19 protein-coding genes and 1 other RNA gene are annotated in these 22959 nt (G+C 45.3%); 4 read left to right on the top strand and 16 right to left on the bottom strand.

Annotation, left to right across the window (positions count from 1 at the left end):
• Positions 1-211 precede the first annotated feature (211 nt).
• Entirely contained in the window at positions 212-1546 is a 1335-nt protein-coding gene (locus tag KUA46_RS07285; RefSeq protein WP_006847509.1) for an NADP-specific glutamate dehydrogenase, read from the top strand.
• A 94-nt stretch (positions 1547-1640) separates the two neighbouring features.
• Here KUA46_RS07285 and KUA46_RS07290 read toward each other — a convergent pair whose 3' ends face one another.
• The 5 genes from KUA46_RS07290 to KUA46_RS07310 all read right to left on the bottom strand — a co-directional run bounded on the left by KUA46_RS07290 (position 1641) and on the right by KUA46_RS07310 (position 6171).
• Entirely contained in the window at positions 1641-2048 is a 408-nt protein-coding gene (locus tag KUA46_RS07290; protein WP_153092939.1) for an N-acetylmuramoyl-L-alanine amidase, read from the bottom strand.
• Positions 2049-2063: 15 nt separating this feature from the next.
• Complete coding sequence (locus KUA46_RS07295; RefSeq protein ID WP_153139320.1) at positions 2064-2573, bottom strand: DUF5675 family protein; 510 nt, start codon at positions 2571-2573, stop codon at positions 2064-2066.
• Between the two features lie 118 nt (positions 2574-2691).
• The gene (locus KUA46_RS07300; RefSeq protein WP_218486957.1) at positions 2692-5268 is read right to left on the bottom strand and encodes a DUF3987 domain-containing protein; all 2577 of its coding nucleotides are present in this window, start codon (positions 5266-5268) and stop codon (positions 2692-2694) included.
• A 43-nt stretch (positions 5269-5311) separates the two neighbouring features.
• The gene (locus KUA46_RS07305) at positions 5312-5731 is read right to left on the bottom strand and encodes a hypothetical protein (protein WP_153113415.1); all 420 of its coding nucleotides are present in this window, start codon (positions 5729-5731) and stop codon (positions 5312-5314) included.
• A 161-nt stretch (positions 5732-5892) separates the two neighbouring features.
• Positions 5893-6171, bottom strand: a complete 279-nt coding sequence (locus KUA46_RS07310; protein WP_117695255.1) for a DUF3127 domain-containing protein — start codon at positions 6169-6171, stop codon at positions 5893-5895.
• 202 nt (positions 6172-6373) lie between these two features.
• Here KUA46_RS07310 and KUA46_RS07315 point away from each other — a divergent pair, with 202 nt between their 5' ends.
• Positions 6374-6544, top strand: coding sequence for a hypothetical protein (locus tag KUA46_RS07315; protein WP_218486956.1), 171 nt, complete (start codon positions 6374-6376; stop codon positions 6542-6544).
• A 190-nt stretch (positions 6545-6734) separates the two neighbouring features.
• On the opposite strand, the gene KUA46_RS07320 is transcribed toward KUA46_RS07315, so the two are convergent.
• From KUA46_RS07320 to KUA46_RS07355, 8 genes are all read right to left on the bottom strand, one after another.
• A complete protein-coding gene (locus tag KUA46_RS07320) occupies positions 6735-9749 on the bottom strand; it encodes a leucine-rich repeat domain-containing protein (RefSeq protein WP_218486955.1) in 3015 nt (1004 codons plus the stop codon).
• Between the two features lie 253 nt (positions 9750-10002).
• Positions 10003-10392, bottom strand: a complete 390-nt coding sequence (locus tag KUA46_RS07325; RefSeq protein WP_434725812.1) for a nucleotidyl transferase AbiEii/AbiGii toxin family protein — start codon at positions 10390-10392, stop codon at positions 10003-10005.
• Positions 10393-10434: 42 nt separating this feature from the next.
• Positions 10435-11016: a type IV toxin-antitoxin system AbiEi family antitoxin domain-containing protein gene (locus KUA46_RS07330; protein WP_218486954.1), complete on the bottom strand. Its 582-nt coding sequence runs from the start codon at positions 11014-11016 to the stop codon at positions 10435-10437.
• 175 nt (positions 11017-11191) lie between these two features.
• Positions 11192-12556: a hypothetical protein gene (locus KUA46_RS07335; protein WP_218486953.1), complete on the bottom strand. Its 1365-nt coding sequence runs from the start codon at positions 12554-12556 to the stop codon at positions 11192-11194.
• 275 nt (positions 12557-12831) lie between these two features.
• Positions 12832-15876 carry a type I restriction endonuclease subunit R gene (locus KUA46_RS07340; RefSeq protein WP_218486952.1) on the bottom strand — a complete coding sequence of 1015 codons (3045 nt, stop codon included), beginning with the start codon at positions 15874-15876 and terminating at the stop codon, positions 12832-12834.
• Between the two features lie 51 nt (positions 15877-15927).
• Positions 15928-17052 (bottom strand): restriction endonuclease subunit S, encoded by a 1125-nt coding sequence (locus KUA46_RS07345; RefSeq protein ID WP_218486951.1) that lies wholly within the window; start codon positions 17050-17052, stop codon positions 15928-15930.
• A 3-nt stretch (positions 17053-17055) separates the two neighbouring features.
• The gene (locus KUA46_RS07350; protein ID WP_218486950.1) at positions 17056-18564 is read right to left on the bottom strand and encodes a type I restriction-modification system subunit M; all 1509 of its coding nucleotides are present in this window, start codon (positions 18562-18564) and stop codon (positions 17056-17058) included.
• Between the two features lie 7 nt (positions 18565-18571).
• Positions 18572-18982: a hypothetical protein gene (locus KUA46_RS07355; protein WP_218486949.1), complete on the bottom strand. Its 411-nt coding sequence runs from the start codon at positions 18980-18982 to the stop codon at positions 18572-18574.
• Positions 18983-20028: 1046 nt separating this feature from the next.
• Here KUA46_RS07355 and KUA46_RS07360 point away from each other — a divergent pair.
• The gene (locus KUA46_RS07360) at positions 20029-20703 is read left to right on the top strand and encodes an HU family DNA-binding protein (RefSeq protein ID WP_218486948.1); all 675 of its coding nucleotides are present in this window, start codon (positions 20029-20031) and stop codon (positions 20701-20703) included.
• A gap of 97 nt (positions 20704-20800) precedes the next feature.
• On the top strand, positions 20801-20896 hold the full coding sequence (locus KUA46_RS07365; RefSeq protein WP_153072405.1) for a smalltalk protein: 96 nt from the start codon (positions 20801-20803) through the stop codon (positions 20894-20896).
• A 394-nt stretch (positions 20897-21290) separates the two neighbouring features.
• Here KUA46_RS07365 and KUA46_RS07370 read toward each other — a convergent pair whose 3' ends face one another.
• From KUA46_RS07370 to rnpB, 3 genes are all read right to left on the bottom strand, one after another.
• On the bottom strand, positions 21291-21698 hold the full coding sequence (locus KUA46_RS07370; RefSeq protein WP_118080795.1) for a YkvA family protein: 408 nt from the start codon (positions 21696-21698) through the stop codon (positions 21291-21293).
• A gap of 39 nt (positions 21699-21737) precedes the next feature.
• Positions 21738-22175 (bottom strand): hypothetical protein, encoded by a 438-nt coding sequence (locus tag KUA46_RS07375; RefSeq protein ID WP_218434647.1) that lies wholly within the window; start codon positions 22173-22175, stop codon positions 21738-21740.
• An 84-nt stretch (positions 22176-22259) separates the two neighbouring features.
• An RNA gene (rnpB, locus tag KUA46_RS07380) (RNase P RNA component class A) lies at positions 22260-22690 on the bottom strand.
• Between the last annotated feature and the right edge of the window lie 269 nt (positions 22691-22959).

Genomic DNA, 22959 nt, shown 5'->3' on the forward strand with positions numbered 1-22959 from the left:
AAAGGCTTAAACCCCGAAAAACGTCTCTTATATAATAAGGTGTGCGTACACAAAAGCGCTACAAATCGTGATTAAGAATGTTAAAAAATATCTTTTTTCTACTTTTTCTGCATTTTTTCTTTCTTTTTGTTGGTGTTTTCAAGAAAAACATGTATCTTTGCAAGCAGAAATAAAGAAGTAAGAATTTAAACACAATAAAAGATTAAAGATTATGAAAGCATCAGAAGTAATCGCGAATCTCCAAAGAAGATTCCCAAACGAGCCTGAGTACATTCAGGCAGTTAGTCAGGTTCTCGGTACTATCGAGGAAGAGTACAACAAGCACCCAGAGTTTGAGAAGGCAAACCTCATCGAGCGTCTCTGCATTCCAGACCGCATCATCCAGTTCCGCGTATCTTGGGTAGATGATAAGGGCAACGTACAGACTAACATGGGTTACCGCGTACAGCACAACAACGCGATTGGCCCTTACAAGGGAGGTCTTCGCTACCACAAGTCAGTAAACTTGGGTATTTTGAAGTTCTTGGCTTTCGAGCAGACATTCAAGAACTCTCTTACTACTCTCCCAATGGGTGGTGCTAAGGGTGGTTCTGACTTCTCTCCACGTGGCAAGAGCAACAACGAGGTAATGCGTTTCTGCCAGGCTTTCATGACAGAGCTTTATCGTCACATGGGTCCAGACGAGGATGTTCCAGCTGGTGACATCGGTGTAGGTGGCCGTGAGGTAGGTTACCTCTTCGGAATGTACAAGAAGTTGACACACCAGTTCCAGGGCGTCTTGACCGGTAAGGGTCAGGAGTTCGGCGGTTCATTGATCCGTCCTGAGGCTACAGGTTACGGTAACGTATACTTCCTCTGCAACATGCTCGCTACCAAGGGTATTGACATCAAGGGCAAGACTGTTTTGGTTTCAGGTTCAGGTAATGTAGCCCAGTACACTATGGAGAAGTTGCTCCAGTTGGGTGCTAAGCCAGTTACATGTTCAGATTCAGACGGTTACATCTACGACCCAGACGGAATCGACCGCGAGAAGCTCGATTACATCATGGAGCTCAAGAACGTAGAGCGTGGCCGTATCAAGGAGTATGCAGAGAAGTATGGTGTAAAATATGTTGCAGGTGCTAAGCCTTGGTTTGAGAAGGCAGACATCGCTCTCCCATCAGCTACTCAGAACGAAATCAACGAGGAGGCAGCTAAGGCTCTCATCGCCAACGGCGTAATCGCAGTAAGCGAGGGTGCTAACATGCCTTCTACTCCAGAGGCTATCAAGGTATTCCAGGATGCTAAGATTCTCTACTCTCCAGGTAAGGCAGCCAACGCAGGTGGTGTTGCAGTATCAGGTCTTGAGATGAGCCAGAACTCAGAGCGTCTGAAGTGGTCTCGTGAGGAGGTTGATGCTAAGCTCCACGACATCATGAACGATATTCACGCTAACTGCGTGAAGTATGGTACTGAGCCAGACGGTTACGTAAATTACGTAAAGGGTGCAAACGTAGCCGGCTTCCTGAAGGTAGCTAAGGCTATGATGGCTCAGGGCATTGTATAAGGCATCTTTTATTTTTGGTGATGATTAAAATTCATTCCAGAGTATTTATTAAATATCAAATAGCGGGTCTGTGAAAGATCCGCTATTTTTGTGTTTACTCCTTCCCCCACTCCTTCTTTACATTAAAGCAGGGGCAGGCTTTGTTGGCAAATTCATTATGACCATGAATCGTGGCTAATGGATATTCCTCCTTCAGCTGCTCGATGAGCGAGCGCATTGCCGCTTTCTGGTCTCGGGTTCTTGTATCCTTCGGCTTGCCTTTCTTTGATAAGCCGCCGATGTAGCAAATGCCTATACTGATGGAATTATGGCCCTTGCAATGGGCGCCAACCTCCTCTATCGCACGGCCTACATGAATGCTGCCGTCACGATAAATCACGAAATGATAACCTATGCAGCGCATTCCGCGCTCCCGGTGCCAGCGGTCAATATCCGCTACGGTGAAGTTGCGACCTTCCTTGGTCGCACTGCAATGAATGATGATTTCCTTTATCTTACGCATGATATTGAATATTAATTATTGAAAAATAAGCAGATAATTAAGGGGGATTTCGTCAACACCCCAATCCCTGATACACAGATTGATTCTGCACGGTAGATGCTTTTTCTTCATCCTCTTGAATTCCTCATCCAACAACTGGCAAAATTCATTATAGCATTCTTCTGATTGCGTAACGATTCCGGTATAATGAGACTTGCCCAGAATGATACTCTTGTTTCTCAGACGTAGCGGACCGTTGCCAGGCACGAAGCGAGCTCTGCGCCTAACAGTACGAGGCACGTAATTGGATCTTAACAGAATAACAGGCTTGATAACAATTTCATATTTTCCTCTTTCATACTTATTTTTCTTCTTTGTCTCCGACACCTTCTTTTGCTTGGTAGGAATGAGAGAAATCTTATAACGTCCTGCTGGCAAATGACGGTTAGGACGTTCTAAGGTGTCGCAGAAAATCTTGCCACCTATAACCATTGTGCCATCCACACTCCATGGAGTGAAGCGACGGCGGAATATATTGATGTTCATGATAATTTACAATTAATAATTGATAATGAATAATTGGATCAAGGCCGGTCATTAAGGCTGATTTAAGAACCGAAAACCAAAATGACCGGAAATGACCATGACCGGAAATGACCGGATTTTATATGATAGAAGTAACTTTCTGATAACGCTTGTCTGGTAAAATACTGATCAAACCTTGACGCTTCCAATTCTTCAGCATCTGCCTTACCGTCTCATGGGTAGCAGTTGCGCCCTTTACGGCAACACTCTGCTGCTCTGCCTGCTCAAAGGTGAAAGTTACGTCAAGACGTTCGAAGATGGAATCATTCTTACCTCTATGTGTACGATCGTAGGGCGACTGACTGCAATAATTCTTGGATGAGAACGCATCCTCTATGCGACTACGGAAGAAGTAGAGCGCATTATCCAGCTGATAGTCAGCCAGTACATCAAAGACATTCAGCATGGTTGATGTCTGCGTCTTTACGAGCATTCCCTTCCACAAATCAGGCGACTCCTTCAGCTGTTTCTCGGCTCCATTGAATCCATGCTTCTGAATCAGCGTTTCCAGAACCTTGCAAAGCATGATGCAGGTCATCATTCTCATCGTGGTTGGACAGATACGGAAACGCTGGCGGGCTTTCACCTTGTCGTCATTTTTCATCGTTTCCAGTCTTATCTGTTCCAGCCATTCCCTACCCTTATCCTCCAGCTTGGGCAGAACCACCTCACCGGTCAGCAAAGGCAGAAGATGAGCTATCTGAATAATGCGGTCGCGCTGACGTTCGTTCATAACATACATGTTGTCAGAAAGTGGAGTGAAGGTATTATCGGGCGTTTTTGCCACGATGATACGGCTCTGGAAACCATCCGTATAATTGCTTACTACTCGATAGAGCGCATCAGGAGTGCCGCACATCACCACGTTCCATAACAGTCTGTCTATATGAACATTCACTGCATCCGCACTTCTTGCTTCACGCTCATAGCTTGTTCCGTCGTAAGCCTGTCTCAACATGACTGAAAAGTCGCTCATCGCCGATTTCCACTTCTGCGCTACGGTGTCAGCTTCCGGAGTAAACGAGAAGGCGTGCTTGCCTTCCGTGTTCGCCAGTCGTTCAGCCAGATTCGCCACCGTATTGTTCAGTGTCAAGCATCTTACAGGCAGTTTCGGCTCTTCCGGCTGCTCCTTCTTGTTCTTGGCTGCACGTTTCTTGGCTCGCCATTCATCCTCCTTCTGCTGATACATTTTGTCCATTTCCTTCACTTCCGAAGTCCATGCGTCAATCACGGGGTCAATACTTCCCTTACCAGATGCAAAATCACCGGCGATGTAGGAGATGAGGTTCAGCGAGTTCATCTTACCGTGAACGGAAACCTTCACGCCCGTTGCGAGCATTCCGATGGCAGGACAGATGGCTGTGATTACAGGCAGAGCCAGTGCCGGACCCACTGCGCTGATGGAATCCCGAATGCCTTGCGGCAACTTAGGCAGCGCATTATAATAGAACAGATCATCCTTGGCGTTAGCCTCGTCCAGCGCATTTACCAGTGCCTCATTGTCAGCCGCCGAACCACTACCCACATTTCCCTGCTTCATTCGTTCCTGACGGATGGCAGAGAGCACATCCTTCAGCCGCTTAGGCATTTGCGTGATTTTCTCGTTCAATGCCGAGTTGATGCAAGCCATCTTTTCCTGTTCGGGAAACCCATCGTAGCAGGGAATAATCTGAGCCAGCAGATTGCGGTCAAAACCACAGATGTGGCGCAGGTTCACAGCCAGCTCAAAGGTCAGCGTATTGCGGTTGGAGCGCATCGGCTCCTGCCCATCATTATACATCTGCCACCACTTCTTAATGATTTCCCCATAAGGAATCCCGAGATAATTGTCCTGAGCAGCAGAAGTAGTTGAAGCAGCAGCAGTTGACGCGGTAGAAGAAGTTGACGCAGCAGAGGCAGAAGCAGCAGAAGTAGAAAATCTCGAATTCTTAAATTCCTGACCCTTAAAAACCCCTTGAGAAGCTTTCTGAGAATCCTTAAATTCTTGACTCTTTAAAACCCCTTGAGGATTCTTCTTGATTTCTTCCAACCAAGGCATAAAGTGCTTGTTTGCCTTGTGCGCCCCTTCCGGCAGTTCCTCTTGTCCGTACCTTTCACGCTCTTCCAGCACTTTCCCCTCAGCTGCAACTGCAGCCTCATCATAAGTATCCTTGAAGAGCCGTGGCGAAAGAAAGAGCAGGTCTTCTCCATCCGATGTAGTAGTGAAATAAACCCGGTTAATGTCGTGAGCCGAAGTATCCATTTCGCATTTCAGCATCGTAGCAATTCGTACCTGATTCTCCAGAACCGTCTTACCCTTTTCGCGCTCAAACACCGCATGACCGCCTTGTCGTGCGCTGCGTTCCAGCATCAGAAGTCCGTACTTGTCCGGTTCTTTCAGCAGCAGCTTGGCAGCCTTGGCGAAAGCCTCCGGCTCATCCATATCAAACCCGAAAGCACCGCTTGGCAGTTTCATTCCCTTCACCACGCCTTGCGGATAATGGCCGGAGTAGTTAAACTGCACCAGTCTCCGTTTCGCAGCATCGTTTCCGGCACGAGCCAGGCGAAGATTCGCCTTCTGCTCATTGCTTCCACGCAACTGCTTATACTCCTCTTCCGAGGTGATGGAGCGGGCAACCTTGTGCCCATTCTCCACCTTTATTAAATAACAACTCATCTATCTGTTTCTACTTATCGTTTTTAAGTTGAATACAAAAATCCTAATGTTTCAGTTGGTAATCCACTACCGCCTCAGCCCCTTCTTCAGCCTCAACAGCCAGCGTTCGGGCGATGTTGATTCCCTCATGGCAGAACACCTTCAAGGTAAGCTGAACAGCACCGTCCTTGGTCTTGCTCACACGACCATGCGCCAGTTTCTTAATCAGTTCCGACTGAGTTCTGAGGCGGTGCTGAACCACGAAATCAAATGTTCCGTCAGGCATTTGCTGAGCCACGCCCATCGAACGGAATCGAGGAACCTTGTTCACCCCCGATTCCTGGGGACTGAAAAGGAAATACTGCTTAGCATCATAGTAAGCCATTCCACCCAACTGCACATGCTGGCAGTCATTATTATTCACCTGCTGGTTCTGAACATTATTCTGAGCATTGTTCTGAACCTTGTTTACTTTCTTAACCATAATCTGAATTGAATTTTAGGAGAAGAAACATCCGGATTGTTGCGCGCTTTACCATGGAAAATCCTCCTCTGTTTCAACTCAGTTAATAACTAAGAATCTCCGCAATAAGTCTCCAAGCGAAGCCTCCCTTTTTACCTTTTTACTTTTTTACCTTTTTACCTTTAAAAAGCCTTTTCAATGTCCGTAACCAGAATATCCTGATAAACCTGACCATTGTGCTCATGGGTAGTAAAGCGGAGCGTAACAGCCACCAGCTCACCCGGAGCATACTTACATTGCGCCATATTGCCGAGCATTGCCGCAGCGTACTGGTTCTCATACTTGCCGCCCATCTCCTGGAGAACGATGTTGCATTTCATCATCTGTCCGTTCTCACTTTTCTGACTCTGCACAGCGAAGGTCTCGCCCTGCTGCACCACTCTCATAATCTGAGTATACATATTATATAATGTACGAAGAGGTTTTCAAGAGCACCAAACCATTTCAGCGTTGTCTTGTTTCTTCGACGCTGCAAAAGTACTGCAGAAAATAAGGCAAAACAATGCTTTTCCCACAACTCCCCCGAAAAACCCACGTATTTGGGAAAAATCGGGCATTTCTTGGGAAAAACAAATGGCCTACTCGCTCAGTAGGGAAAAAACAATGAAAAATCGTATAATATTAACAAAAAGGCAAGAAAATACTCTCATTTTCCTGCAAGCCTTCCCCCACACTTTTCCCGATAAACTGCTGTATTTGGGAAAAATCGGGGCTTTCTTGGGAAAAATCAAGGCATTATTGGGAAAAATCCCATGTTTCTTGGGAAAATGGTAATTTAGTAAAAAATATAGTCCATGCCCCACACGCCCTGAAGGGGCAGAAGCTCCTAGCCCAGGGCACTCGCCCTGGGTAAACCAGCAATCAACCTTGCGCCCTGTAAGGGCAAAAGCTTTAAAATTCAAACATTAAAGGCACCTCCTTCACAATTCCATGAAAAAGATGCCTTTAACAAGTTCAACCTTAGTTACCAAAATATTTTATCACCAAAACGGGAACTTAATTCTTGTCTAAGAGTATTTGAGAGATTGCAATTTGCAAAAGCATGATGCCCAATGTAAGTAACACTCACTGGAATAACAATACTGCTCAAAGAAGAGCAATCACTAAATGCATAACACTCAATGCTTGTAATACTATCTGGAATAACAACGTTACTCAAAGAAGAGCAATGCCTAAATGCACACACACCAATGCTAGTAACGCTATCAGGAATAACAAGACTGCTCAAAGAAGAGCAACCCCAAAAAGTACTATCCCCAATGCTAGTAACGCTATCAGGAATAATAATACTACTCAAAGAAGAGCAATCATAAAATGCACACTTTCCAACACTAGTAACACTATTAGGAATAACAATACTACTCAAAGAAGAGCACCCCCAAAACGCCCTCTCCCCAATGCTGGTTACACTATCAGAAATAACAATACTACTCAGAGAAGAGCAATCATAAAATGCACACTTTCCAACACTAGTAACACTATTAGGAATAACGAGGTTGCTCAAAGAAGAGCAACCCCTAAATGCATATTCCCCAATGCTCGTAACACCATCCGGGAGAATAAGACTTTCCAAAGAATAGCAACAATAAAAAGCATAATCACCAATGTTAGTAACACTATCAGGAATAACAAGACTACTCAAAGATTTGCAATATCCAAATGCTTCATCCCCAATACTAGTTACACTGTCAGGAATGACTATGTTACTCAAAGAACTACAACCAAAAAATGTCCTCGCCCCAATGCGAGTCACACCACCAGGAATAACAAGGCTACTCAAAGATTCGCAATCCCTAAATGCACCATCCCCAATGCGAGTCACACCACCAGGAATAACAAGGCTACTCAAAGATTTGCAACCCCTAAATGCACTTTTCCCAATGCGAGTTATACCATCAGGAATAACAACGTTATTCAAAGAAGAGCAACCTTCAAATGCACTATTCTCAATACAGGTAACACTATCAGGAATAACAATGTCTGCCAAAGATTTACAACCCCCAAAAGCACCAATCCCAATGCTGGTAACACTGTCAGGAATAACAAGGCTAGTCAAAGAAGTGCAACCACGAAATGCGCTGTCTCCTATGCTGGTTACACCATCAGGGATCACAATTTTAGCATGAATAGCGAGATAACATAAAGAAATACAACCTTTAAAGGCTCTATCCACAATACTCGATCCAGTAGCACGAATAACAAGACTGCTCAAAGATGAATATGTAAATTCTCTATCCACAATACTAGCAACACTATCAGGAATAATAAGGCTACTCAAAGAAGAGCAATCCTTAAACGCCTCATACCCTATACTAGTTACACCATCAGGAATAACAAGACTACACAGAGATTTGCAGCCATAAAACGCTCTATTTCCAATGCTAGTAACACTATCGGGAATAACAAGGCTACTCAAAGAAGAGCAATCTTCAAATGCACTATTCCCAATGCTAGTAACACTATCAGGAATAGCTATATCTGTCAAAGATTTGCACCCATAAAATACACTATTCCCAATGCTAGTAACGCTGTCAGGAATAACAAGACTGCTCAAAGATTCACAGCCATGAAATGCATCCCAAAATAAGCAAGTAACACTATCAGGAATAACAAGACTACGCAAAGATTTGCACCCACTAAATGCACAATTTTCAATGCTAGTTACACTATTGGGAATAACAAAACTTTTCAAAGACTCGCAATCACTAAACGCACCAGTCACAATGCTATTTATGCTATCAGGAATAACAATATCTGTCAAGGAACGACAACTTCGAAATGCCCAAGCCCCTATGCTAGTAACACTGTCGGGAATAACAAGACTACGCAAAGATTCGCAATATTCAAATGCCCTATCCCCAATGCGAGTTACACTATCAGGAATAACAAGACTACGCAGAGACTTACAATATACAAATGCCCTATCGCCAATGCTGGTAACGCTATTAGGAATAACAAGACTGCTCAAAGATTCACAATATTCAAATGCACAATCCTCAATACGGGTAATGCTATCTGGAATAACAAGGCTGCTCAAAGATGAAAAGGAAAAAGCACTCTCCCCAATGCTAGTTACACTATTAGGAATAACAAGACTGTTCAAAGATTCGCAACCTTCAAAGGCACAATCACCAATGCTAGTTACTCCAGCTGGGATGACATAAGATGTTGTGTCTTGGTCTCTAAAAGAGATAATTGTACTTTTGTCTTTATCAAATAATACATTATTTTCATAAATAAAGTACGGCGACAAGCATATCAAGTCGCCATACCAACCGCAAAAGAGATTGCCTTTAATGCTCACTACCCTATTAGGAATAACAAGACTACTCAGAGAAGTGCACCCATCAAATGCACTCTCTCCAATGCTTATAACACTCTCAGGAACAACAAGACTACGCAAAGAAGTGCAACCTTCAAATGCCCAATCACAAATAATCTTTGTATCTTTTTTAATTGAATAGTTTCCATCAAGTTCTTTGGGTGATCTTAACAATTTTCTCCCGTCTTTGCTATATGTCACTCCATATTCATCTGTAATAGCCTCATTAAAATTTTCATGTATTGTTGATGTAGTCATATCTTCATTCACTGACAGAAAAGTTATCATCGATTTCTCGTCTATCCAATCTGCCAACAGTACCGGAAATTTTCCCACTTTGTCTTGACTATGAACTAAAAGTTCCTTCTCTAGATACTTCACAGAAGTACTGTATGAAGCCCTAACCATATTCTGTTCATTAGTAATCTGACAACACGAATCATCGTCACGTTCCTTCTGATTTTTCAAGAAACACTTGAGGGTATAATACTTCCCAGTACTCTTGTCCTGCATCTTAAATACAACGGCAAAAGCATCACAAATATGATATGGCTCTCCGTGATTATCTAATACGGGAGTCAGGTGAGCCAACTTGTCAAGATTGTTACCAGCATCTTGAATGGCCTTTACATATTCTAATATTGTTGGATATTGCATACTATGTTCTTTTATTAATTGTTTTTAGTCGTATTTTCATTCGACATTGCAAAGATACACATTATATTGAAAAACAACAAAGAAAATATGAAAATTACAAGGTATTTTAAAGCTTTTGCCCTTTCAGGGCGGCAGGGTTGCGACCGTAATAACCCAGGGCGATTGCCCTGGGCTAGGAGCTTCTGCCCTTTCAGGGCGTGTTGGGGCTAATCATCAGCTACGTTTCCTGCTTGCGAGACGACTCCACAACGCACTACTTTCCCCAATATCTTTCTGCCATAGGCTGCAACCTTTCCTTTATTACTTCCATAACAGTCTTGAAATCAAGAGCTTCTTTCCATTGAATCTTTTTCAGAAATGCTTTCCAGCGAACTATACGTGCTGCGTCTGTCGCAAAACTTTCTGTAAACAACTGCAATTCGGGATTGTATGTAAGCCCTCTATTATCGAAAGCCGCCTTAATCGCATCATATAATGTGTCATCAGACAAGTCTCTCTTTGTCAGGAGTTGGTAACAGTCGAAGAAATCTTTCATGCGACTGTTGAGCACATCTCGGTCTATCATCGTATGGAATTTCTCGGCAACAACTGTCTCCAAGGAATACGCCTGTATGTTCACAGATGGAATGTCAGGCAAAAGCAATGGCGGGTCTTAACAGACTTACCGTAGTTTTTCTTTCCCATCTTATTCTATAGCTATTTCAACATAATTTTTCAATGTATTGAATACTCTGAGGCGTTGGGCGTAATCCTGCAAACGAGTGAGATTGCGATTGGGCTTTCTCAAATAAGAACGAATCACTTCCGCACAAACATCCAGCCCCAATTTGTTTCTGTATTTCACTGCATCACAAACACTTCGCTCCAAGTCGGTTATGCGAACATGGAAACCGGATATTTCTGCTTCCATAATGCCAAACTCCAGATTTTCCTTCTTCCAATAATACAATTCTATCGGAAGCGTTTCAGGAATCTCTACTTTCCGTTTATTGGCGATGGCAATGCAAAAAGCTGGTGGAACAGTTGTCGAAAGCTGATGATAAGCCCAGGCATTGTATAGACACACAACACCTTTAGGTACAATCCGCTCCACATCTATCATTGTATTCAGCAGGGCTTCCGGAACAGCATAAATGCCCTGGCGCAACTTGATCAAGTCGCCACGTTCCTTAGCTCTCAACAATCGCTTATACTCTGCTATATGAGGAATATCAGTAGTAGAGATTGTGCCTCCTAGTGCTTCCACTTTACAAACTATATTGTCCATATCACATTTATATTAATATCATTGTCGCTGCAAAAATACAATATTTTTTTGAAAAGCGGTAATATTCTACGGAATATTTTCAAAAAAGCCGTAGAATATTACCGGAATTATCCTTGTTTTATACCCAGGGACGATAGTTATCTCTAAATCTTCCTCTCTACTTTCCTATACCAACTCAAATACTTCTCATATAACCATCCCTTTTCGCCAGCTTATAATACAGATCCTGGGCGGTATGATAATCGGGATCGGAGCCTTCAAGCCACTCCGAGAAATGGTGGTTGTGGTTCTTCTGCGTTTCCTGCTTGCGGAACGACTCCACCACACATTTCTTTTCTGCATCCGGAAACATCAGGTTCATGCGGGCGGCAAAGGCTGCCTTGTCCTGATTATCACGCACCATGTGGAACGTATATTTCATCAGGCACCAGACTATGTACCAGCTTTGCTGAGACGTAATGTTGCCTTTTATCCAGAACTTCAACTTCTCCTCCAATTTTATAGAATCTACCCAGTTCACAAAGAAAGAGTCGCTGTTACGCTCAAAATCATCAGCCCTGGCTATTTCAGCCTCCCACATTTTATGCTCACCCTGATACTTGAATAGCGTTTCAAAATCCTCGGGCGAAGCCTGCTCCCTGACTAGCGTACGGACAAGTTCTTCTTCCTCATCCTCCTCTCGCTCAAACCAGTCAGAACAAAGCGTATAATTGTTGTATTTATCCTCAACCTCATCCATCACTTTCTGTAAGCTGTCGTTGGTAATGGCTATTCTCCTGCTTTCCATGCGGTGCTTCTTTACCTTTACCTCATGTTTCAGATGGTCAGGTAGCGTGCCCTCGTCGAAAATTCGCTTGATATAATGGTAAATAATAACAGCCTCATGGTCGGTGCGGAAAAGGCGGGTTCTGTATAAGGCTAGGAAATCAGCACAAATAGCGGTAACTGTGGAGATGGTTTCAGCCAAAGCCATCTGCAAACCGGTAGAGACAAAGTTCTTGAAATGGGAATCAAAACGGGGAAAATCGTCTCCGGCAGGAACTTTAAGCTTCTCGCATTGCTCGAAAATAGCCTTGGCATAGGGAATCTGACCATACTCCTCTTCCTTATCGAGCAAATAGTCTGAATGCTTCCGGGCGATGGTCTGAATATCCTGGAGCACCTGCTCTAATACATCAGTATAAATCCCCATGAATTCATCATCGTAGCTCTTGTAGATGGAAATGTAGACTTTCTTATGGAGCGTATGAATATATTTAAGAAAATCTGTCAACTGTTCGGCAAGGTTCTGGTAAATATGAAAATAACAGGTAAGACCTTTATGCTTTCCTGCATTCCATTTAAATTCATCTTTAGCATGCTGAATCTCCTTATACAAATGTTCTGCCTCTCTCTTAAACTGACCCACATCAGTAGTTGTTACTGGAGTGTATTTCTTGACTCCTGTTACTTCATCTTCCACAAAAAGATCTTCTTCTGATGAAATCTTCAGAAGAGAATTGTAGTTATTGTCAGTATTTGGTATTTCCTCTGTCTGCATATTCTTTTTCTAGGTTTGATTTGTTATGTTGTTTAAATAAGCGGCATGGGGTTCCCTGTAAGTACCAGTATTAAGGTACCTGCAAGAACCTACGACAAGGTACAAACAAGTACTGCCCACGCCGTAGAGGAGTGGACGCCTTGCTGTCACCTTCTTCTTGTCGTTTTTGAATTTTGCAGGTTCTAAATACTGTAGAAGTGCAGATAATCAGCGTCAATATCTATATGTTATTTTTCTTGTTTACTTTCTGTTTCTTACTTCAAATTTTAAAGGGTTTATACTACGTTTTCTTCATCATCCGCCCAGTGGTCGCATTGGCGCATCACAGTTTCCAGCGCCTTTTCTGCACCCTCTGGTGGATACTTATACTTCTTGAGCAGTCGCTTCACCATCACTCGCATCTTCGCCCTGGCTGATTCCTTCCGGTTCCAGTCGATGGTGCGGTTGCGGTGCAAGACTTCTGTCAGTTCCCGGGTCAGCGCCACAAACTCCTCGTCGGAGTAAGCCTGCCGCACACCTTCGGGCGTGGAGAGCGCATCATAGAATGCCTTCTCCTCGGGCGAAAGTCCCAGGTCGTTGCCCTCTGCCTCTGCCTGCTTCATCTGCTGAGCCATCTTCAACAGCTCCTCTATCACTTCCTCGTTGGTGAGCAAGCCCTTCAGATAGTTGGAGAGACTCTGGCTGAGCATGTCGGAGAAGAGGTCGCTCTGAACCACGTTGGTCTTCTGCTGCTGCTTGATTTTTTCTTTCATCAGTTTGGTGAGCAGTTCCACCGCCAGGTTGCGCTCCTTCATGTTCTTCACCTCCTGGATGAAGGCGTCGTCGAAGAGCGAGAACTCTATCTGGCGGTCACCAAAGAGATTGATCACTCCGTCGGTCTTCACACTCTGACGGAGCAGCTCACCGATGCGCTCGTTGATTTCATGGCGGCTGATCTTGCCCTTCTGCGAGAGTTTGAGCATCATCACGCGCAACGCATCCATATAGCACACCTCTGCCTTCTGCTGCTCATTCAGAAGCGAACGGCAGAGCGTGGTGGCGTTGTGAAGCAGATTGCTGTGCTCCATGAAATTCTTCTTGCGCTGAACCATGGCTGGAGAACTCAGGAAGTTGGCTCCGCTCGTAATGGCGAGTGCCCGCTTCGAGTTGTCCTGTTCGAAGAAGCCGGAATAGTCGAAACCATGAAGCTGGTCACGGCAGATTTCCATCTCTTCCTTCCATTTCACCAGGGCGGTCTTGGCGATGTCGGGGTCTCCGAAGCGGCGGCGGTCACGGTTGGTGTACTGCTGCATGGCACTCTTCAGCGCCTGCGCAATGCCTACGTAATCCACTATCAGTCCGCCTTCCTTGCCCGGAAACACACGGTTTACACGGGCTATTGCCTGCATCAGGTTATGACCGCTCATCGGCTTATATACGTACATGGTGGCGAGCGACGGAACATCGAAGCCCGTGAGCCACATATCTCTTACGATGGCGATTTTCATCTCATCGTCGTTGTCCTTGAATTTTCTTGCCAGTTCCTTCTTGTAGGCTTCGTTGCCGATAATCGGCTGCCAGTCTTCGGGGTCCTGGTTCGAACCGCTCATCACTACCTTAACCTTCTCCGTCCACCCGGGGCGAAGCTCCAGCATCTTGCGGTAGATTTTGATGGCGATGCTTCGGGTCAGCGCCACGATCATTGCCTTGCCGGTGAGTTCCTGCGCACGGTTCTGCTCGTAGTGCTGGATGATGTCCCTTACCAGCGTGTCGATGGTGGCGTCTTCGCCCAGGAGCACTTCCAGTCGGCTGTGCTCCTGCTTTGCCTGCCTGATCTGCTCCTCGGTGGCTCCCTCTTCGGCTAGGTTGTCGAACTCATCGTTCAGCAGCTTCATCGTGTCTTCGTCGAGGTTCAGGTTCACCACACGGCTCTCGTAATAAACCGGACGGGTGGCTCCATCATCTACCGCCTGACTCATGTCGTAAACGTCGATGTAGTTGCCGAACACTTCCTCCGTGTCTCTGTCGCGGTCGCTGATAGGCGTTCCGGTGAAACCGATAAACGAGGCGCCTGGCAGGGCTTCTCTCATCTTCTGGCTGAATCCCTTCTTCATCGTCAGGCTCTTGTTGTCCCAGTGCTCCTCGCCGTATTGCGAGCGGTGCGCCTCATCGGTCATTACGATGATGTTGCGGCGGGTGGAGAGTGCCGAGTCGCCTTCTTCAAACTTCTGAATGGTGGTGAAGATGATTCCCCCACTCTTTCGGTTACGCAGCAGATTACCCAGGTCTTCACGGCTCTGGGCGTTCTGTGGTTCCTGACGAAGGAAGTCCTGGCAGCGGCAGAACTGACCGAAGAGCTGGTTGTCGAGGTCCTTGCGGTCGGTTACTACCACGATGGTTACTTCGGGCAACCGCTGCACCAGCTGGTGGGCGTAGAACACCATGGAGAGGCTCTTGCCCGAACCCTGCGTGTGCCAGAACACGCCGATTTTTCCGTTGCCTTCCACGGCGGTACGGGTGCGCTGCAGGGCTTTGCCCACGGCGTAGTACTGATGGTAGGCGGTAAGAATCTTGGCGTATTTGCCCTGGTTCTTGTCGAAGCAGATGAAGTTCTGCAGAATGTCGAGCAGTCGCTGCTGCTGGAACATGCCGAGAAAGAAGGTGCGATAGTCGGCAAAGAGGGTTGACTCGTATGAACCGTCTACGGTCTTCCATTCCATGTAGCGTTCCAGCTTGGCGGTGATGGTTCCGGCACGTGTTTCGCTCATGTCGCTGATTACGTTGAAGGCGTTGTAGCAGAAGAGGCTTGGAATGCTCTGCTGATAGTTCTTGATCTGCTTGTAGGCATCTTCTACGGTTGCATCTTCGGAAATGGCGCTTTTCAGCTCCACCACCACGAGGGGCAATCCGTTGACCATCACCACCATATCGCAGCGCTTGTTCTTATACTCTTCTACCCGCCACTGGTTCACCACCTTGAAGAGGTTTCTTTCGGGGTGGTCGAAGTCGAAGAGCCTCATCAGGGCTGTTCGTTCTTCGCCATCTTGCAGGAATCCCACCTCCAGACCGTTTTGCATCCAGAGTGTAAACTGCTCGTTGTTCTGTTCTAAAGTACCGATGCTGATGTTGGCGATTTGCTTGATTCCTTCATCCATTGCATCGGCTGGCAGTTGAGGATTAAGCCGTCGCATCGAGGCGACCAAATCGGCACGATAGAAAGGCTCCTTATAGTCGCGCTCCACCTCGTAGCCACATTCGTACGCATAGCCGAGTTCGTCGCGGAACAGGGCAATGAGCGTTTGCTCGTATGCGTCTTCGGTGAATTTCTTGTCGTCTGCCATAATGTTAATATTTTATATTTTCTTTCTCGTTATTTTCTTTCGTTGCTCTTCTTATTCCGGAACTTCCAGCTCGCCTGACATTAAGCGAGGGAGAAGGGTGTCTCGGAGAAGGGAGAGGCGGGAGTTCTCCTTGTCTATACGTAATTTCCTATCCATCATAGAATTTGCAATATTAGAGAATCGTATTAACCAATCCTTAGAATATGGGAATTTTTGTTGAGTAATGTCACCCATAACAATATAAGGAATAGATGACCCTCTTGTTCCTCCCATTTTTGTAGGTTCAAAGAACTGTTTCATCATGTGATAAAAGAATATCATAAGATTTTCTTTATCTTGTTCTCTAATTGTACAAGCGTATGTACGCTGGTACAAATCAAATCCTCCATTATAGAACGAAGTTCTTCCTGTATAACTCCCATTTCCTGCTATAATAATGGCTTTACCATTAAATATTGCATCGTTAGAAGCTAATGGTTCTGGAGCACATGAAAAGAACGGATATAAGCCCTTTTCTATCGCTTGATTAGTATTTTTCTTGCCTGTAAAAACATTGCAAAAATCACCCAAGCTTCCAACTTTCCATCCTTCCGGAATCATTCCCAATTCACTATCCACGAACTTACCATCCTTGAAAGGCTCAAAGTCAACGAACCAATTCTTGAAAATAGCCTGCGCCATCTCCTCCAAATCAGCATTGATCTTGTTGTTCAACTCTATCTTCCGGTCGAGAGAAGAAAGGATGGAGGCTATGCGGCGCTGGTCTTCTTTCTCTGATGGGATTTCTATTTCCCAATTCATAATTTGCTGTTTGTCACCTCTTGGCATTTTACTTCCATTTGCACCCGACATAACATAAGCAAAAAATAAATCTTGGCTTAATAAATAATATAGAAATTCTGCATCTACATTATTATTAGCTCTAATACATAAGACATCATTACTGCAACATCCCCTTCTGTCTGCCTTCCATATCTTTTTAAAGTATGGTCTAATATTTGAAATCAAGATATCATTTTCTTGAAATTCAGTTACTTTACCACTTGGAAAAGAAGATGCGACTGTTATTCCACCCTTTTCAGGTAACATATTTTCAGTTGAAATATAGTCTTCTATGGAATAGTTGGATGTCTCCACTTTTGTCTTTACGTATGAACATATATCTTGAAGCTCCATACTTTACACCTCCCATCCTATTTTCTTCAACTGCAATCTGATCTCTTCTTCCTGCTTCTTGCTTTCCTCAAACAGCTGCTTCAGCTCTCCGGTAAGATTCGTCATTTTCTCCTCGAAAGGCACTCCGTCGCCTTCGTCTTCGGCGATTCCTACGTATCTGCCAGGAGTCAGGATGAAGTCCTGAGCAGCTATCTGCTCGGTGGTGCATACGGCACAGAAGCCCTTCTTATCCTCCAGAGTTCCCTGCTGGAACGCATGGAAGGTGTCGGTAATCTTCTTAATATCCGTATCAGGCATCAACTCACGAAGCTTGCGGGTAACCATCGTGCCCAGATTGCGGGCGTCGATAAACACGGTCTTGCCCTTCTGCGCCTTGTTGCGGCTGATAAACCAAAGACTTACAGGAATACCCGTACTGTAGAACAGCTGCGAAGGCAATGCCACGATTCCCTCTACCAGGTCGGCTTCGATGATGGCTTGGCGAATCTGTCCCTCGCCACCACTCTGACTCGAAAGCGCACCATTCGCCAGCACCAAACCAATCTTTCCGTTAGGTGCCAGATGGTGAATCATGTGCTGCATCCATGCAAAGTTGGCGTTGCCAGCTGGTGGCAAACCATACTGCCAGCGCACATCTTCCTGGAGCGCACTCTGCCCCCAGTCGCTGAGATTGAAAGGAGGATTGGCAAGAATGTAATGTGCCTTCAGCGTAGGGTGCTGGTCATCATAGAAAGTGTCGGCAAAGACTTTTCCTAAGTTCGCATCCAAGCCACGGATGGCAAGGTTCATGTGCGCCATCTTCCACGTATCAGGGTTTGCCTCCTGACCGTAGATACTGATTTTGCGCAGGTTTCCCTTGTGGCGCTCTATAAACTTGGCGCTCTGCACAAACATACCACCGCTTCCGCAGCAAGGGTCATAGACTCTGCCCTCGTAAGGCTCCAGAATCTCTACCAGCGTGCGGACAATGCAGGAAGGCGTATAGAACTCGCCACCATTCTTGCCCTCCAGGCTGGCAAACTGCTGCAGACAGTATTCGTAGGTTCTGCCCAGCAGGTCTTTCTCCTCGCCAGCATCGTGCATTTCTATGTTCGTAAAGAGATCTACCACATCACCCAAACGGCGCTTGTCCAGCTCCGGACGGGCGAAATTCTTAGGCAGAATGCCCTTCAGTCTTTCGTTTTCTCGCTCAATGGCAGTAAGCGCTTCATCTATCACCACGCCTATTTCCGGTGTGTGGGCAGCAGCACTAATCTTGCTCCATCGGGCTTCAGCAGGCACGAAGAAGATGTTCTCGGCAGTGTATTCGTCCTTATCTTCCGGGTCGGCGTATTCGTCGCCCTGCAGCTCCTGAAACTTCTGTTCGAAGCGGTCGCTGATGTATTTCAGAAAAATGAGTCCGAGCACCACACCCTCGTATTGCGAAGCGCTGAGGTTGCCTCTCAGAATATCGGCAGCCTTCCATATTTTCTCTTCAAAACCAATGCTGATTGTATCTTGTTTCTTAGCCATAATATGTTTATTTTTCTACGAGCACAAGCTTCCAGTCCTCATTCTGCAGAACGAGGGTTCCGTTGTTGTCCGTAATGGTGAATATCTGATTATCTATCTGTATTTTGTTCTCCTTTATTAAATAGGTGTACTGACCGCAAGCAACGTTTTCGGTGGTAGTTTGGGTTATTTTACCGCCTTCGTCGAAGTGGTTCACTTCCGTCGTTTCGGAGAAAGAAATAGCATCTGAGGTGAAACTGCAGAACAAAGGAGCCTCTTTTACGTCGATAAAGATACTTCCAACGCGCTGATAAAGGGCTGAAATCTGCCATTCGTGGGCTAAAAATGTGGTTTCGTAATGAAAAACCTCTGTTTTTTCTGTTTCTTCGTCGCTAGAACAGGCGGTGGAAGAAAGCATAAAAAAAGCGACTATTATCATATAAAAATAAGATAATATTCGCCTGCGGATAAGAACATGATGATGTTGGGCTAACTTTGCCTGAGCAAAATTACCCCCCCCCTAAAGCTTTGTACGTCAAGAAGTTACACCTTTTCATCTTAGTACTGTTATTATGTAGTTTCTAGCTTTCCAGACTATTGCTACGTCAATAATTTGTTAATTGCTAGCAAAGATAATAAAAAGTTGGCAAACCCAAGAATTTTATCACGTTATTTAACGGAAAAATGCAAAATATGGGGGATAGGAAGATGTTTTACCCCCTCTCCTAAGGGTGTAAAATGCCCCTCCTCGGACTCTAAATCATGCTCTAAAGGTAGGTATTTTTGACAAAAATAGAAGAAATGACAGGTAGAAAAAGGGCAAAAGAAGAACAATAAGGTACAAATATGAGCCTGATGAATGTAGATTATTTTATACGTACACAATTATAGCAAGACTACATACAAATCATATATAACATTAATAGCCAACACTTTAGCGTATCTAACAATTTATTATCTCCCATCACTATGAAGATTATATTCCGGTCATTTTCGGTCATGGTCATTTCCGGTCATTTTCGTTTCGGGGGAGAAAAGGTCATCTATAGTATAATATAAATATTATTTATATTTACTATAGCTCAAAATGACCCAACTCATTTTGAAAATGACCGAAAATGACCATGACCGGAAATGACCGCTTTTGCCTTTCTTTGTTCTCCATTGTGCTTTTTCTGCGTTTTTCTGTTATTTGCAACAAAGTTCAGACAGAAAATCAATAGAACTTATTGTATTACAGCTACTTATAGCCTTTCTCACATAGAAAGTTAGGGTGAAAGCTTGCATTCTGCCCGAAAATGTTGTATCTTTGCACCGGCAATCGAAAGAACAGCCTTTTGTGCCTTGCTCGGGTCTTCTATTAAGACCAACACGGGTCATAAATGATGGCAGGCGCCGGTCATCAATGAAGACCCCGAAAACAGCAGGAACGGGGCGTTCTGGGGAGTTGCAAAACAAAGGACTCTAAACATACTACAAACGACTATGATTAATTACAGCATCGTAATGCGTAGCGTGAACGCAAATCTTCTGGAAATCAACCAGGCGAAGTCACGCATCAACCAGGCGAAGAAGGAGGGTAAGAATCCTGACCCAAAGGACCTGGAACTCGTGAAGACCGAGAAGCAGAATGCTTTCGCCATCTCACAGTACACTGACATCATGACCATTGAGAAGTTTGCCAAGCACATCACCTCTCATGGAAGTGTCTATTCGAGAGCTGACATCAGCGCCATCCTCTACATCGCCGTAGACTGCATGCGTGAGATGTTGCTTGAGGGCAAGAAGATTCGTCTGGGCGATCTTGGTGATTTCTCTCTCCTTCTCACCTCAAAGGGTGCCGAGGATGCCGACAAGTTCACCGCACAGAACATCACCGGTGTGAAGGTTCAGTGGGAGCCTGGTCAGGAGTTCAAGAACCTTCGCGATGACGCCGAGTTCAACCTCGTAGCCAGCCGCAGCGCTCAGGCAGCCGTTATCAAGGCGATTAAGGAGGGTAAGACCAACGTTGACCTCAACGCCCCAACTACTCCGGATAATACGCCAGGCGGTTCTACCCCAGGCGGTTCAAACACCGGTCAGACCGGCAGCGATGGCCAAGGCTCTGAATCAACCGGCGGTACTACCGGCAAGGACGATACTGGCGACGGCCTTGAATAGCCCAAGGATAGACTGGCTAGGGTGCTAGCCCCTAGCCCAGCCTATCCGCCCACAAAAAATTCAACATTCAACACTCAACATTCAACATTAAAAAAAGATGAAAGCGAACACTTGGAAAACAATTCTTCAGATAGCCATCAGCATACTGACCGCTATCGCTACTACGCTCGGAGTAACGAGCTGCATGGGATAAAGAAAGGGAACTACGAATGTGGTTCAAGAACGGGCTGAAGGCCCAAAAGCTCCTAGCCCAGGGCAATCGCCCTGGGTTTTAGGATAAATACAAAAGGTCGCCCTGTAGGGGCAAAAGCTTTATAAATTACCTGATATTTAAAAGCTTTTGCCCTTACAGGGCGACTTGTTTGCGTCCGTATTTACCCAGGGTGTTACCCTGGGCTAGGAGCTTCTGCCCCTTCAGGGCGTGTGGGGCAAAACATGTTAAAGTTTAGCTACTACTGAAGCCGGTCATGAAGGGTCAAAGTCATTAAGGGTCATTATCATTTTCAAACCCCTAAAGTTCGGTCATTTCCGGTCATGGTCATTTCCGGTCATTTTCATTTCCTTATGCCTTGCCCCCTAGAGAAAAATCAAACCGGTGTATCGGTGGCTGAATCCTTGAAGAGGTCATCGGCTGATGGAATCTCGTCTTCATCAAACCATTTCTTTAACTTGTCCTGAGCCTTTGCCTTTACATCTTCTGAAACCTCGCCCCAAACTTTCTTGAGCACAAACAGCAGCACGGCCAGGTCATCGCCCAAACCGGCAATAGGAATGGCATCTGGAATGACATCGAGCGGACTGATGAGGTAGCCCAATGCTCCTACAATCAGAGCCTTGTCCTTCAGCGAAACCTTGTCACTCTCTAACGTATAATAGAGAATGAGCGCTGTATAAACCATCTTGGCACCGGCACGTTTGGCAACATGCGAAATCTTCTCGACAAATGCACGCTGGGTGAACTTGTCCTTATAGTCCATAAAGTCTGGTAATGTCATACTACTTATAGTTTATAGTTTATTATTTATAGTTTACAGTTACGACCGCTTCTCGTAGAAGAGGACTGCCTTGATGAAGGTCTCCATCTTAGGCTCCTTATGATGGTTCACGCGATAGGCGATGATCATCTGGAGAAGTGCCTTGACAAAACACGCCAGCAGCAGACCGATGATGACGGCTATGACCGTGGCGAGCATCTTGCCGTTGTCGTAGACGGGTGACTGATCCGGGAAACAGGACAGCACCAGTACGGGGAGGACGGTGATGAAACCGCCGATGGTGAGCTGGCTGCGCTTGGAACCGCCCATGTCGAGCATCGACTGCTTATCGAAAAGATAATCATCCAGCTCCATGCGGGTAATGCCATAGTTCTCAAACTTCGGGAAATCGGGTTCATTGCCATATTTCGCTATCTTGCCCGTTACCTTATGTTCGAAATCATCTAATATCTGCTTTTCCGGTTCTCTGAGTTTCATAATCTTGCTAGTTTTTAAAATCGTTTAAAAATGAATGCATCTTATACCTTATTATATATAAAGGCTGCGATGCTGAAAAAAAAGAAAAGCAGTGCCCCTGTAAGCCGAGTTCTGTGTTTCTATATCAGATATGCTGTTATGCTGTGTTCATACCAGATATAAGAACGTCTGTCATTTATCTAGTCCCAAAGTCACCCTTGGGCTCAAGCACTCTACCCTCCGCAGCAGCCCTAAGGCAATCGGACGAGCCGCCCTCAATCTGCGGTATACATGAGCTTACAGCTCCCAGATGGCACAGCCTGACGATCACCCGCCAGCTGGTGGTCTCTTACACCACCTTCTCACCCTTACTCTCACCACCCCAGACTGGACAAACGGGATAAGTGAAAGCGGTTATTTTCTTCTACCGACACCTACTGTCACCAATAGCTTCTAGTTTCGGAAGTGGGATGCTCTATGCTGCCCGGACTTTCCTCTCGCACCTGAAAGATGCCAGCGACAGACCGGAGCACTGCTTTCGACATGCAAAAGTACAAAAAACTTTTGATACTATCGCACGATTCCTCACTTTTTTATGCATCATTAGTTATTCGCAAGGCTATTTTCACTCTTCCCCCCGGTTAAACCGAGTTTCCGAGCCGCTTCCTTTTAACAGATATTCAATGATTAGCAAAAGATAGTTCTGTATACAAAACTAAGATTTTCATACTTACATTCAAATATTTGTGAATTTAGGGCATTTCTTGTTTAATAGCCGTTAAAGTGTTAATTTGAAATGTTAAAA

This window comes from Segatella copri (assembly GCF_019249765.2).
Lineage (GTDB): Bacteria > Bacteroidota > Bacteroidia > Bacteroidales > Bacteroidaceae > Prevotella > Prevotella copri_K.